The sequence below is a fragment of the Agrobacterium leguminum genome (assembly GCF_015704895.1).
In the GTDB taxonomy this organism is placed as follows: Bacteria; Pseudomonadota; Alphaproteobacteria; order Rhizobiales; family Rhizobiaceae; genus Agrobacterium; species Agrobacterium leguminum.
In genome coordinates this window covers 267,253-281,019 of the sequence record NZ_JADQWB010000007.1, presented here as the reverse complement: position 1 = coordinate 281,019, position 13,767 = coordinate 267,253, and the positions used below count along the sequence as shown (strand labels likewise).

At 61.2% G+C, this 13,767-nt stretch carries 9 protein-coding genes; 1 reads left to right on the top strand and 8 read right to left on the bottom strand.

The window, feature by feature from the left end; translation table 11 throughout:
- Positions 1–82 precede the first annotated feature (82 nt).
- Positions 83–1,216, bottom strand: coding sequence for an ornithine/lysine decarboxylase (gene odc2, locus I3J13_RS13500; protein WP_003523360.1), 1,134 nt, complete (start codon positions 1,214–1,216; stop codon positions 83–85).
- Between the two features lie 537 nt (positions 1,217–1,753).
- Between odc2 and I3J13_RS13495 the strand changes: the two genes are divergently transcribed.
- Positions 1,754–2,647 carry a LysR family transcriptional regulator gene (locus tag I3J13_RS13495; protein WP_003523361.1) on the top strand — a complete coding sequence of 298 codons (894 nt, stop codon included), beginning with the start codon at positions 1,754–1,756 and terminating at the stop codon, positions 2,645–2,647.
- A 244-nt stretch (positions 2,648–2,891) separates the two neighbouring features.
- Here I3J13_RS13495 and I3J13_RS13490 read toward each other — a convergent pair whose 3' ends face one another.
- The 7 genes from I3J13_RS13490 to I3J13_RS13460 form a co-directional block, all read right to left on the bottom strand.
- Positions 2,892–3,845 carry a substrate-binding domain-containing protein gene (locus I3J13_RS13490; protein WP_196379125.1) on the bottom strand — a complete coding sequence of 318 codons (954 nt, stop codon included), beginning with the start codon at positions 3,843–3,845 and terminating at the stop codon, positions 2,892–2,894.
- Positions 3,846–3,917: 72 nt separating this feature from the next.
- Positions 3,918–4,919, bottom strand: coding sequence for an ABC transporter permease (locus I3J13_RS13485; RefSeq protein ID WP_196379124.1), 1,002 nt, complete (start codon positions 4,917–4,919; stop codon positions 3,918–3,920).
- A gap of 50 nt (positions 4,920–4,969) precedes the next feature.
- The gene (locus I3J13_RS13480; RefSeq protein ID WP_196379123.1) at positions 4,970–6,493 is read right to left on the bottom strand and encodes a sugar ABC transporter ATP-binding protein; all 1,524 of its coding nucleotides are present in this window, start codon (positions 6,491–6,493) and stop codon (positions 4,970–4,972) included.
- A gap of 193 nt (positions 6,494–6,686) precedes the next feature.
- Positions 6,687–7,307: a TetR family transcriptional regulator gene (locus I3J13_RS13475; RefSeq protein WP_080854673.1), complete on the bottom strand. Its 621-nt coding sequence runs from the start codon at positions 7,305–7,307 to the stop codon at positions 6,687–6,689.
- 118 nt (positions 7,308–7,425) lie between these two features.
- Entirely contained in the window at positions 7,426–10,560 is a 3,135-nt protein-coding gene (locus tag I3J13_RS13470; protein WP_196379122.1) for an efflux RND transporter permease subunit, read from the bottom strand.
- A gap of 13 nt (positions 10,561–10,573) precedes the next feature.
- Positions 10,574–11,764, bottom strand: coding sequence for an efflux RND transporter periplasmic adaptor subunit (locus I3J13_RS13465; protein WP_082710618.1), 1,191 nt, complete (start codon positions 11,762–11,764; stop codon positions 10,574–10,576).
- 419 nt (positions 11,765–12,183) lie between these two features.
- The gene (locus I3J13_RS13460) at positions 12,184–13,689 is read right to left on the bottom strand and encodes a sensor domain-containing diguanylate cyclase (RefSeq protein ID WP_196379120.1); all 1,506 of its coding nucleotides are present in this window, start codon (positions 13,687–13,689) and stop codon (positions 12,184–12,186) included.
- Between the last annotated feature and the right edge of the window lie 78 nt (positions 13,690–13,767).

Here is a 13,767-nt window from a genome sequence, read left to right as displayed (position 1 = left end):
GCCCTGCTCAGCGGACGGCGTTCGGACTTTTAAGGAGCATCGGATTTTCCGAAAACCGCGTAACGATTTTCGGTTCGATGCCTTAGATGACGTAGGCCTTCAGCGGCTCGAAACCGTTGAACGCGACCGCCGAATAGGTGGTCGTGTAAGCGCCCGTGCCTTCGATCAGAACTTCGTCGCCGATGGTCAGCGAGACCGGCAGCGGGTACATGTTCTTTTCATACAGCACATCGGCGCTGTCGCAGGTCGGGCCGGCCAGAACGCAGGGCTCCATCTCGTCCTGATCGCGCTCAGTGCGGATCGGGTAACGGATAGCCTCGTCCATCGTCTCGGCGAGACCGCCGAACTTGCCGATGTCGAGGAACACCCAGCGGTGGTTGTCATTGTCGGACTTGCGCGACACCAGAACGACTTCCGCCTTGATGACGCCGGCATTGCCGACCATGCCGCGGCCCGGCTCGATGATCGTCTTCGGGATCTGGTTGCCGAAGTGCTTGCGCAGCGCCGTGTCGATCGCCTGGCCGTATTCTTCGGCAGCCGGAACGTCGCGCAGGTACTTGGTCGGGAAACCACCGCCCATGTTGACCATCTGCAGGTGGATGCCCTGCTTGGCAAGCGAAGCGAAGACGCGCTTGGCATCGGCCAGCGCCGCATCCCATGCGTCGAGATTCATCATCTGCGAGCCGACATGGAAGGATACGCCATAGGACTCGAGGCCGAGCTGGTGTGCATAGACCAGAACGTCGACAGCCATCTGCGGCACGCAACCGAACTTGCGCGACAGCGGCCATTCGGCGCCTTCGCCATCCGTCAGCACGCGGCAGAAGACGCGCGCGCCGGGAGCGGCGCGGGCAACCTTCTCGACTTCCTCATGGCTGTCCACGGCGAAGAGATCGATGCCGAGCGCATGGGCGCGGGCGACATCGCGTTCCTTCTTGATGGTGTTGCCGAAGGAGATACGGTCGGCCGTCGCGCCTGCATCGAGCGCCATCTGGATTTCAGCCACGGAGGCGCAATCGAAGTTGGAGCCGAGCGAAGCGAGCAGCTTCAGGATTTCGGGAGCCGGGTTTGCCTTGACGGCATAATAGATGGCGCTGTTCGGCAGGGAATGCCGGAAAGCGTTGAAATTGTCGCGCACGACGTCGAGATCAACCACGAGGCAAGGGCCTTCGGGACGTCGGGTCTTGATGAAGTCGAGAATGCGTGCAGTCGTCATCGATGTATTCCCTGTTAAACCGGCTTCGGAAAAATCCGAAGGACAAAGGACGCTCGAGATATGCATTCGAATCAGCCGGTGGAGGCGCAGAATCGATAGCATACGCTCAAGGCGCGAATGTGAACGATGCCCTGCCAGAGCATCATTCGGCTTTGTCTGCCATGGATTGGAGGGAATGACCCGACCGCACTTCAGGCAATGATGGTGTGCCTCTTTAGTACCCCGGCTGATGGAAAGCCGGCAGAGAACCAGAAAGGCCCGCACCGTCGTTGCTTCGTATGTCCTCGCATTTTCCGGTTGGCCGGAATAGCGACTGGAGGGGTTAGTTCCAGGTACCTTACCTAAATCCTCACCACATCGAGGAATCGGCGGACACACATGGGCACGTGCGACTTTGGGCAGCACGGGAAATAAGAATATTCGCAGTCATAATCAAGAGGATTTTTTCACCAAAGAGCGGATTTTTTCGGCAATGAATTAAGGGTTGAACAGTCCGCCCTCGCCGTTCAATTATATGGAACGAACTGGAGGATTTTCATGGACACGCTCACCCGCATCCGCGCCTTTATCGATGTCGTCGAAGCGGAGGGTTTTTCCGCCGCTGCGCGCAAGACGGGGCGTTCCAAGGCGCTTCTGTCCAAATATGTGCGGGAACTGGAGGACGATCTCGGCGCACTGCTCCTCAACCGTACCACCCGGCAGTTCTCTCTGACGGAAGCCGGGCACACCTATTACCGTACCGCTTCCGATATTTTGAAGGAGATCGATAACCTTGCCGATCTGGTGCGCGAAAAGAATGCCGATCTGAAGGGCAAGCTCAGGATTTCGGTTCCCCGCACCTTCATCGATGCCGATGTCGGCCAGAGCCTGATCGACTTCGCCAAGGAAAACCCGGAGCTGTCGCTGGAAATCGTCGCGGAAGACCGATTCGTCGACCTGATCGAGGAGGGTTTCGACCTTGCGGTTCGCATAACCCGGCTGGAGGATTCGGGCCTCATCGCCCGCAAGCTCTCCGATTTCCGGGTCTACGCGGTGGCGACGGCGGATTTCGTGGCGCAGCACGGGCCGCTCGACGGACCGCAGGATTTCTCCCGCGTCCCCTTCATCATCGACACCAATACGCGGTTTCACAATACGGTACGGTATCTGGAGCCGGATGGCGGCTCGAATTCGGTCACCATCAGCGGACCTATCGAGGTCAACAGCCCACAGGCGACGCTGCGCGCCGCCCGCGCCGGGCTCGGCATTGCGCTCGTGCCCGATTTCATCGCCAGACCCTATATCCAGTCCGGCGAGCTGGTGACGCTGTTCGACGATTTTATTTCCAAGGACAGGGGTATCTATGCGGTCTATCCGCATCGCCGCTACCTGCCGGCCAAGGTGCGCAGCTTCGTGGATTATCTCTCGGCCTGGTTCAGGAAGAACGGGTGAAGGGCCGGGCGGCATTCGCCGAGCGTCCCTCCGTCATGCCGGACTTGATCCGGCATCCAGCCACGGCGCGTCTGCGCCGTGAAAGGACTCTCCCGCGATCAAGGACTTGATCGCCCTGGACCCCGGATCAAGTCCGGGGTGACGGAGTGGGATGCAGCCGTCTCGCCAAATCCAAACCTCGGCAAACTTTTAGCAGCAGCGACGCCCGCGTTTCAGCGAGCGTCGCATGGCAGAAGCCAGCTCGTCAGAACGGCGAATCCGGGAAGTAGAACTGCTCGGCATTGTCCTTGGTGATGAGCGTCGCATCGAGGATATATTCACCCGCGACCGGCACCTGATCGTAGAAATGCCCGGCCGTCAGCTGCATGGCTGTCGCCACCATCGCCGGCGGGTAGAGCACGTCGACCGGCACGAGCTTGTCACCGTCCATGACCTTCTTGATCATGTCCTTGGAACCGGCACCCGCGACGATATACTGGATATCGGTGCGTTTCGCCTGCTGGATGGCTTCCAGCACGCCGATAGCCATATCGTCATCCTGACACCAGACCACGTCGATCTTCTTGTATTTGGTCAGATAGTCCTGCATCACGCGGAAGGCGTCGTCGCGGTTCCAGTTGCCGTATTGACGGTCGAGAACCTTGACGCCGGAACCGGCGATACCCTTGTCGAAACCGTCCTGCCGCTGCTGATCGATCGGGATCGGCAGGCCGCGAATGACCACGACTTCGGCGTCAGGCGTCGTCTTCTTGATGTATTCGCCGGCCACCTGGCCAAGTGCAGGGTTGTTGCCGGCAACATAGAGATCGCGGATGGAATTGTCGTTGACGCTTGGCGCACGGTCCACCAGCGCGACGAAGGTGCCCTTGTCCTTGATCTCCTTGATGGCGTTGACCAGCGGATCGGGATCGGATGGCAGCACGACCAGCGCATCGAGCCCCTGCACGGCAAGGTCCTGCAGCGCATTGGCCTGATTGGCGGCGTCCGGCGACGTCTTGACGATGACGTTGAGCCCCGGATGTTCCTGCATCAGAAGTTTCGCCACACGCTCGGCATGGTAGACGACGCCCGCCGTCCAGCCATGGTCGGCCGCTGGAATGGATACGCCGATGGTGACCTTCTTGTCCTGCGCATGCGCTGAAGCGGCAAGCACCGTGGCCAGCGCGGCAAAGGCCACGCCGATGAATTTACTACGCATAGTCTCTTTCCTCCCAAGACCGGGGCGTTCCTCCTTCGACCGCGCCTGCCCCACATGGCGCGGCGTGATACGTCACCTGCGGCTGAGCGAACGCTGCACCAGCATGGCGATGATGATGATGGCCCCCTGAATGGCGCCGATCAGATATTCGCTGACGAAGTTCGACAGGATCATGATGTTGCCGACGATCTCCAGAATGAAGGCGCCGCAGATCGTCCCCCAGATGCGCCCTACCCCGCCCCTCAGCGCCGTGCCGCCGACGACGACGGCGGTGATGGCCTGCAGCTCCCACAACATGCCTGTCGTGGCCGAAGTGGAAGCGAGGCGCGGCACGTAAAGCAGCACCGCAACGGCGACACACAGCCCCTGCACCACATAAGTGATGGTGCGCACCCGCGCGACCGAGATGCCGGAATAACGCGCCACATCCTCGCTCGACCCTACTGCGGTCAGATGCCGGCCGTAACGGGTGCGGTAAAGCACGAAAGCGGCGATGGCGGCTGTGACGAAAATGACGATGACCGGCACCGGCACGCCAAGGACATTGCCGAAATAGACCGGACGATAAAGCGTCTGGATTTCCGGGTTGCGCAGCGTGATCGCCCCGCCCTGAGACAGCCATGTGGTCAAGCCGCGATAGATGCCCATGGTGCCGAGCGTGGCGATGAAGGGCTCGATGCGGCCAATGGTGGTGATGAGGCCGTTCGTCAGCCCGCAGGCAGCCCCGATGGCGAGCGCCAGCGCCATGGCGGTGAGCAGCATCAAAAGCGGACTGGCGATGACGCCGCTATTCATGAACAGGATCATCAGGCTGGCGACGAAAGCCACCATCGCGCCAACCGAAAGATCGAGCCCGCCCGAGGTTATGACGTAAGTTGCGCCGAGCGCGATGATGGCGATGAAGGCGCTGCGGGTGATGACGTTCAGGAGATTGTCGATGCCGATGAAATTGGGATTGGCGATGGTGCCGAGAACCAGCAGCAGGGCCAGCGCCACGAAAGGCGCGACGGCGCGCAGATCCCAGTCCTTCGAGGTCTTCGGCGTTTTGCCGTTGTCAAATGCGGCCTCAGTCATGTTTCCCCTCAGTCTCTTTTGTCAGGCCATGTTTCCCGGCACACGGGCGCTCAGGCGGGTTCCTGCGTATGAACGCCCGTCGCCAGCGCCACGATGTCGTTCTCGGTCATGCGCTCACCCGTCACCTCGCCGACGATCCGGCCCGACCGCATCACCAGAATGCGGTCGCAGATGCCGATCAGCTCCGGCATTTCCGAGGAAACGACGATGATCGAGCGCCCCTCATCCGCGAGCCTGGCGATGAAGCGGTAAATCTGTTCCTTGGTGCCGATATCGATGCCGCGCGTCGGTTCGTCGATGATGACGATCGACGGATCGATGAGCATCATCTTGGCCAGCAGCAGCTTCTGCTGGTTGCCGCCGGAAAGCTGGCCCGCCAGCAGATCCTTGCGGCCGGTGCGGATGTCGAAATCCCGGACCGCATCATCGAGCGCCGCCGTTTCCCGGCGGGTATCGATCTGAAACAGCCGGCTGAATTTCTTGAGCGAAGCAAGCGTGAGATTGACACGCAAATCCTTGGTAAGCAGCAGGCCCTTGCCCTTGCGATCCTCGCTCAGATAAACGATGCCGGCCTTCAGGCTGTCTTCCGCCTTTGCGAAATGCACCGGCCTGCCGTGATGACGCACCGTTCCCCGACCGGCGCGCAGGCCGAGTATTCCTTCCATGAGCTCCGTTCTGCCCGCGCCGACCAGACCGGCGAAACCGAGGATTTCGCCCCTACGCAGGCTGAAACCGGCATCCTGAACATAACCCGGTACGGTAAAATGCTCCACCTGCAGAACCGGCTCGTGCTCGCCGCCGGCGGCGCGGTCCGGATAAAGCTTGGCGACATCGCGCCCCACCATCAGCCGCGCCATATCGGCAGGCTCCAGCGCCGCTGCCGGATGGGAGGCGACCAGCCTGCCGTCTCGCAGAACCGTCACCCGGTCGGCAATCTCCTTCACCTCCGGCAGACGATGCGAAATATAAAGCACGGCCACGCCTTTCGCCCGGATGTCCCTGATGACATTCAGCAGCGCATCCGTTTCGATGGGCGTCAGGCTCGCCGTCGGTTCATCGAAAATCACCACGCGATGCGGCACCAGCAGAACGCGGGCGATCTGCACCAGCTGCCGCTGGGCAATCGACAGGCTGCCGACAATGGCGTCCGGATCGATCGTAGCGCCGAGATCGGCGATTGCCTTGCGGGCGCCGGCGCGCATGGCGCGGTCGTCCACCATGACGCCCCGGTGCACTTCGCGGCCGAGATAGATGTTCTGCGCCACCGTCAAATCCGGGGCCAGCAGTATTTCCTGATGCACGAGAACGATGCCGCGATGTTCGGCATCCACCGGACCGCTCAGCGTAACGGCTTCGCCATCGATGCGGATTTCCCCGCCCGACGGCTTTTCATTGCCAGCCAGCAGCTTCATCAGCGTCGACTTGCCGGCGCCGTTCTCGCCAATGATCGCATGGACCTCACCGGCGCGCACCGCGATCTCTATATCCTTGAGAACCTGTACCGGCCCGAAAGACTTGGACAGCCCAACCGTCCGGATAAGGGCGTGGTCTGGAGATTCGTCAGCAAAAGCCATGTGCCGTCACCGGAATCCGGCGTGAACGGACGGCGCTTGCCCCTTGATTTTATCTGAAACGACCATCTGCGAACTCCTCCCAAAGCTCGAGGAAGAAGCTAGCCTTCGTTTTGAGGTACGTAAAGCAAATTTCGCTGGTGTTTTAGAATACACTCAAATTTGACCGCCGCGCCGGGTCCGGGAAATCCGTTCGCTATGCCGGGGAGCGTCGAAAGGCCTTCATGAGACGATGCACCGCTTCCGCGCCCTCATTGGCCAGATCGAAACGCTTGCCGAACAGTAGCCAGTCCGAGCACATGCCTTTCAGCAGCCAGTAGAGCGCACCGAGCGCGGACTCCGCCGTCCAGTTATCGTTGAAAGCCCCTTCCGCCTGCGCCCGTTCGAAAGCCTCCTCAAGCAGCCGCTTGTGGTAACGGTCCAGCTCCTCCTGCGCGCGCAGCACGGGGGCGAATTCATCGGAGTAATTGGTGCGCAGGCTGATGGTCATGATGCGCTGGCGCTGTTCGTCTTTTGAAAGAAGCGAAAGCCAGTTGCACGCGGCGTCCTCGATCTTGGCCAGCAGCGCTTCTCCCTTGAGGTCCGGATCGCCGAAATCGAGCAGGTCCGATTCCGGCAGCGCCACCGATTCGTAAAGGCCGATGAAAAGGTCGCTCTTGCTGGAAAAATGCCAGTAGATCGCCCCGCGCGTAACGCCGGCCGCAGCCGCCACCTCATCCAGAGAGCTGTTGGCCACGCCCTTCTTGAAGAACACCCGCTCGGCAGCGGCAAGGATCGCCTGACGCGTCTCTTCTGCCTCGGCCTTGGTTCGGCGCATACTGATGTCTCCTTCCAGTCGCGGCACGGCGCTTTCGCACCGTGCCTTGTTTGCGGTACCGGACTGTCAGTCAGATGAACGCATTCACGTGACTTTTCGCCCAGCCGTCACACCCGTTTTATTCCGCCGGCGATACCGCGTCAGCAGCAATCTCATTCTCCTTCTTCCGATCCCCGAAAATCTTCATGACGAAGACGAAGAAGACGGGAACGAAGAAGATCGCGAGGATCGTCGCCGAGATCATGCCGCCGAGCACGCCGGTGCCGATGGCGTTCTGGCTCGCCGCGCTGGCGCCCGAAGCAATCGCCATCGGCAGCACGCCGAGCGAGAAGGCGAGCGACGTCATCAGGATCGGCCGGAAGCGCAGGTGCGCCGCCTCCACCGTGGCATCATAGGTGGATTTTCCTTCCGCCCGCAAATCCTTGGCGAATTCGATGATCAGGATCGCATTCTTGGCGGACAGGCCGATGATCGCGACGAGGCCTACGAGGAAGTAGACGTCGTTCGGCATGCCGCGCAGCATCACCGCCGCCACCGAGCCGATGACGCCGAGCGGTACCACCAGCATGACGGAGAGCGGAATGGACCAGCTTTCGTAAAGTGCTGCCAGCAGCAGGAAGACGAACAGAACGCTGAGCCCGATCAATGCCGGCGCCTGCGACCCGGACTGGATTTCCTGCAGCGACTGGCCGGTCCATTCGAAACCGAAGCCGCTCGGCAACTCACCCGCTAAGCGCTCCATTTCGGCAATGGCGTCACCCGACGAATAACCGGGGGCCGACTGGCCGCCGATACGGACCGCCGGATAGCCGTTGTAACCGACCACCTGCGAGGGACCGCGCACCCATTCCACCGTGGCGAATGAGCTCACCGGCACCATGCCGCCATTGGCATTGCGGACGTTGAGGTTCAGGAGATCCTCCGTCTTCATGCGCTGGCCCTGTTCCGCCTGCACCGTCACGCGCTGCATGCGGCCGGCATTGGGGAAGTCGTTGACGTAGGACGAACCCATATTGGCCGAGATGGTGGCGTTGATGTCGCTGAAGGTGACGCCGAACGTATTGGCCTTCTCACGGTCGATGATGAGATTGACCTGCGCCGCATCCGGCATGCCTTCGATACGAAGGCCGGCAAGGATGGGGCTCTGACGGGCGGCAGCCATCAGTTGCGTACCGGCGGCGCTGAGAGCCGCCTGTCCCGCGCCCGAGCGATCCTGCAGGCGGAAGGTGAAGCCGCTGGAATTGCCGAGGCCCTGGATCGGCGGCGGCGACAGCGCAAACGACATGGCGTCCGGAAGACCCCACAGCTTGGCGTTGACGCGCGCCGATATGGCGGCTGCGGAATCGTTCGGTCCGCGTTCGCTCCAGTCCTTCAGGGTGGCGAAGGCGAGACCCGCATTCTGGCCGGAGCCGGAGAAGGAGAAACCCGAAACCGCAATCACGCGATCCACCGCCGGCTCTTCCATGAAGATCTTTTCGATCTGCTGGATGGATTGCAGGGTGCGGTCGCTGCTGGCTTCCGCCGGCGCCTGAATGTCGACGATCAGATAGCCCTGATCTTCGTTCGGAAGGAACGAGCTCGGCAATTGCATATACGCCCAGCCAAGACCAACCAGCAAAGCCGCGTAGATGACCATGAAGCGACCGGAACGCTTGATGATGCTGCCGACGGACGAGGAATATTTGTGCGACGCCTTGTCGAAGCCGCGGTTGAACCAGCCGAAGAAGCCCTTCTTCTCATGGTGTCCGGCCTTGATGGGCTTCAGGAACGACGCGCAGAGCGCCGGCGTGAGCGACAAAGCAAGGAAGCCCGAAAACAGGATCGACACCACCATGGTCAGGCTGAACTGCTGATAGATGATGCCGACGGCGCCCGGGAAGAAGGCCATGGGCACGAACACGGCGGTCAGCACCAGCGTGATGCCGATGATCGCGCCGGAAATCTGGCCCATCGCCTTGCGGGTGGCCTCCTTGGGCGACAGATGCTCTTCCGCCATGATGCGCTCGACATTCTCGACGACGACAATCGCGTCATCCACCAGAATGCCGATGGCGAGAACCATGGCGAACATGGTCAGAACGTTGATCGAGAAACCCGAGACATACATGATGGCGCAGGTGCCGAGCAGCGCCACGGGCACCACCAGTGTCGGGATGATGGTGTAGCGGATATTCTGCAGGAAGACGAACATCACCACGAAGACGAGGATGATCGCCTCCACCAGCGTGTTGATCACCTTCTGGATCGAGATTTTCACGAAGGGGCTGGTGTCATAGGGAATTTCATATTCCAGACCCGGCGGGAAATATCGGGACAGCTCCTCCATGGTGGCGCGAACGCCCTCGGAGGTCTGCAGTGCATTGCCGGTGGGCGAAAGCTGCACGCCGATGGCGGCGCTCGGCTTGCCGTTCAGGCGGCTCGAGAAGTTATAGCTTTCGCCGCCCACTTCCACCCGCGCGACATCGCGCAGCCGCACGGATGAGCCGTCCGGATTGGCGCGCAGCACGATGGAGCCGAATTCTTCCGGCGAGGTGAGCTGGCCCTGCACATTGACGGTTGCGGAAATCTGCTGACCGATGGGATTTGGCGATGCGCCGATGCGGCCGGCGGCAACCTGCGAATTCTGCGCCTGAATGGCGCCGATGACGTCGTTCGAGGTCAGGCTGAGGCCCAGCATCTTGTCCGGGTCCATCCAGATGCGCATGGAGCGCTGGGTGGCGAAGAGCTGCGCGCTGCCGACGCCGGGAACGCGGCGCAATTCGCCGAGCACATTGCGGCTGAGATAATCGCCGAGACCGATGGCGTCCGTGTTACCGTCGACGGAGGTGAGCGCCACCATCATCAGGAACGACGTGCCCGCCTGCTCCACGCGCAGGCCCTGCTGCGTCACCGCCTGTGGCAGGCGGGGTTCGACGCGTGCAATGCGGTTCTGGACCTCAACCTGAGCTTCACCGATGTTGGAGCCCGGCGCAAAGGTGACGTTGATGGAAATGCGGCCTGAAGATTCCGACGTCGATTCGAAATAGATCAGGCCTGGAACGCCGTTCAGCTCTTCTTCGATGGGACGCGTGACGCTCTGGTAAATATCCTCCGGCGACGCGCCCGGATAGGTCGTCGAGACGGAGATCTGCGGCGGAGCGACATTCGGATATTGCGCAATCGGCAACATGGGAATGGCGAGCAGGCCCGCCAGCATGATGAAGATGGCGACGACCCAGGCAAAAATGGGCCGATCGATGAAAAAACGTGCCATGAGAAATCGGTCCTTATTGCTTCGCAGCCGGAGCCGCGCTCTCGCTGTCAGCGGCAGTGGCGACATCGGCCTCATCGGACCACGGTTCCGGCTTCACTTTCGCGCCCGGAGCGGTCTTCTGGAAACCTTCGGCCACGACGCGGTCGCCATCCTTCAGACCCTCGGAAATCACCCAGCGATCGCCGATGGAGCGGCCGACGCTGACGCGCCGCTGCTCCACCGTGTCTTCGGCATTGACGACGAGCACGCTCGCCTGCCCGCCGGCATCGCGCTGAACCGCCTGCTGCGGCACCGCGAAGGCCGCCTTCTGGATACCCTGTTGGATCTGCACACGGACATACATGCCCGGCAGCAGATCGCCGTTCGGGTTGGGGAACTCACCGCGCAGCGTCACCTGACCGGTGGTTTCATCTACCGCCGCTTCGGAAAACAGCAGGCGGCCGGGCAGCGGGTAACGGCTGCCGTCATCGAACAGAAGGTTGACTTCGGCTTCGTTCGGGCCGGTCATCAGCTTGCCATCCTGCAGGGCCTTGCGCAGGCGGATAAGATCGGCCGCCGGCTGGGTGAAGTCGGCATAGATCGGATCGAGCTGCTGGATCGTCGCCAGATTTTCAGAGCCGGTTGCGCTGACAAGGGCGCCTTCCGTAATACGCGCGCGACCGATGCGGCCGCTGATCGGGGCTTTGACATCGGCATATTGCAGATTGAGCTTCGCTTCCGCGACGCCGGCTTCGGCCACGGCCACCTCGGCATCCGCCTGCGCCAGCTGGGCGATGGCGTTGTCGAATTCCTGCTGGGAACCGACGTTGGAACGGCGCAGCTGCTGCTGCCTGTCGGCCGTCTGCCGCGCCTGAAGCTGCGCGGCCTGCGCCCGGCGCAGCGTGCCCTCGGCGCTGTCGACGCGCACTTGGAACGGCGCGGGATCGATCCGATAGAGAACATCGCCTTCCGTCACCAGCGAGCCCTGCTCAAACACCCGCTCCACGATGATGCCGGAGACACGCGGGCGCACTTCGGCAAGCCGCGTCGGCGCAATGCGTCCCGGCAATTCGTTGGTGATGGGCAGTTCTTCCTGGCTCACCGTCACGATCTTCACCGCACCGGGCGGCGGCGCGCCGGGCGCGGACGCCTGCTCATCGCTACATCCGACAAGAACGATGCCCGTCAACAACACCGCCGCGATCTGCCCCAATCTCTTCGCCATACTGCGCTCCGAATTCATAAAAAATGTCACATTTACATACATACTAAGACGTATGTAAAACTTCAGCAACGAAATTGTTGCAGCGCAAAAGCCCTCTCACGCGCTTGTGAAGGCGTGTGAGACGGCTTGCGGAGAGCGCTGTAATTGGGAACGGAGGACTAACTGGCGTTCAAGGCAGGACATATCCCGACGAGCCGGAGGCGACAGCCGGACGAATGAAGCTTTCCGCTGCTTTCGTCACGTCCAAACCATCGCTGCGCGGTTTAGATTCCGGGGATAAACATTCTCTCGACGTCATCCTCGGGCCTGTCCCGAGGATCTGCAACCGATTGATTTTATTCGACGTGATTAGATCCTCGGCACGGGGCCGAGGATAACGTCGGGGCTAAGGGAATGCCCCACGACGCCCTCACTCCCCGTTAGGACAGACGCTTCAGCGAGGAGGCTTCCGACTGCGGGCCGGGTTTCGTCGTGTCGTTATTGTCGGCGGATCTGTTGCGCAGGGCCGCGTAATAGGCGTTCTTCTGCTCGTACATATTCATATCGGCGCGGCGCACCAGCGATTCCATCGTCTCGCCGGCCTCGCTGGTCGCCACGCCCAGCGACAGGCTGAGCGGCGCGCTGGAATAGAACTGGTTGTTGATCTTCAGCAATTCATAAACGGTCTCGACCATGGCGGCGGCCACCTGCCTGTCGGCGCCGGGAAGAAGGATGGCGAATTCGTCGCCGCCGATGCGCGCGGCATGGTTCGGCGCGGTCACCACGCCATTCAGCACCTCGCCCACACGCCGCAACAATGCGTCGCCAGCATCGTGTCCCAGCTTGTCGTTAGCGTCCTTCAGGCCATTGAGATCGATGACGATGGCCGAAACCGGCCTGAGCGCGCTGCGCTCCAGCCGGTTCAGCTCGTCCGAATAGAAGGCGCGATTGTGCAGCTTGGTCAGCACATCGTGCTTGCCAAGATATTCGAGATAGGCTTCCGCCTTCTTGCGCGCGGTAATGTCCGTCAGCGCCACCTGCACCAGCGACCAGTCGCGCTCATGGCCGGGGAAGACGGAAAAATGCAGGAGCACATGCCGCTCCGAACCGTCAAGCGCGTAATTCACCACCTCGCGATGGTGGGTGAGATTGCCGTTCCAAAGCTCCATCAGCTGTTCCCGGAACGGCTTTTCCATCTCGCCGCGGAAAATATCGCCGAGTCGCTGCAACAGAACCTGCCGGTCCGGCGCGCAGAACAGGTCCAGCGTCGCGCGGTTGACGTCGATGACGCGGATTTCGCTCATGCATTGCCGCACGAATTCGGGATGCACATCCATGAACACGCGGAAATCGATGATGCCGCGCTCCCTGACCTCCTCGATCAGCCGCCGCACCCGGCTGAAATCCTCCACCCACAGGGAAACGGGCGAATGTTTGAACATGCCTTCGGCGTAACGGCGGTTGAGAAGCTCCTTGCGGCGCGCCTCCTCCCGCTCCGTCACATCCTCGGTGGTCAAAAGCAGCCGCCCGAGGGTTTCTTCATGGCCGGGTATGACCGCGCCGCGCAACTGGATATCCAGCCGCTTGCCGCCGATTGAATAATTGACCGCGTTGCTGGTGAATTCCGTCTTGCCCGCCCAGAGTTCGGAAAGCTCGTTCACATGGCTTTCCAGCATGTCGTCACGAAAAATCCGATGGAGATTGTCGATGAGATGCGCCTGATCGCGGGCCTCGAACAGTTCCAGCGTCCTGGCGTTGACCTTGATCACGCGGATTTTCTGCGAGCAGGCCGCCACCCTCGATAAATCTTCCAGAAGAAACGCCCGGATATCCTCGACGCCCTGCGATCGCCAGATATCGAACTGGCTTTTCACCTCGCTGAAATCCTCGATCCACATCGCCACGGGGGCAAGATTGAAGACATTGGTATCGATTATCTCATTCATACGGGAGGTCTTCTCAAGGATAGCAGGCGAATGCCGAAACGGTGCGGAACAGCGATAGCCGCCCGCATAACCGGATTT

What these genes read in the sequence shown, in the direction of transcription:
- I3J13_RS13490 (WP_196379125.1), bottom strand. Translation starts at nt 3,845, where the DNA reads ATGCGTAGTAAATTCATCGGCGTGGCCTTTGCCGCGCTGGCCACGGTG.
- I3J13_RS13485 (WP_196379124.1), bottom strand. Translation starts at nt 4,919, where the DNA reads ATGACTGAGGCCGCATTTGACAACGGCAAAACGCCGAAGACCTCGAAG.
- I3J13_RS13465 (WP_082710618.1), bottom strand. Translation starts at nt 11,764, where the DNA reads ATGGCGAAGAGATTGGGGCAGATCGCGGCGGTGTTGTTGACGGGCATC.
- I3J13_RS13480 (WP_196379123.1), bottom strand. Translation starts at nt 6,493, where the DNA reads ATGGCTTTTGCTGACGAATCTCCAGACCACGCCCTTATCCGGACGGTT.
- odc2 (WP_003523360.1), bottom strand. Translation starts at nt 1,216, where the DNA reads ATGACGACTGCACGCATTCTCGACTTCATCAAGACCCGACGTCCCGAA.
- I3J13_RS13475 (WP_080854673.1), bottom strand. Translation starts at nt 7,307, where the DNA reads ATGCGCCGAACCAAGGCCGAGGCAGAAGAGACGCGTCAGGCGATCCTT.
- I3J13_RS13495 (WP_003523361.1), top strand. Translation starts at nt 1,754, where the DNA reads ATGGACACGCTCACCCGCATCCGCGCCTTTATCGATGTCGTCGAAGCG.
- I3J13_RS13470 (WP_196379122.1), bottom strand. Translation starts at nt 10,560, where the DNA reads ATGGCACGTTTTTTCATCGATCGGCCCATTTTTGCCTGGGTCGTCGCC.
- I3J13_RS13460 (WP_196379120.1), bottom strand. Translation starts at nt 13,689, where the DNA reads ATGAATGAGATAATCGATACCAATGTCTTCAATCTTGCCCCCGTGGCG.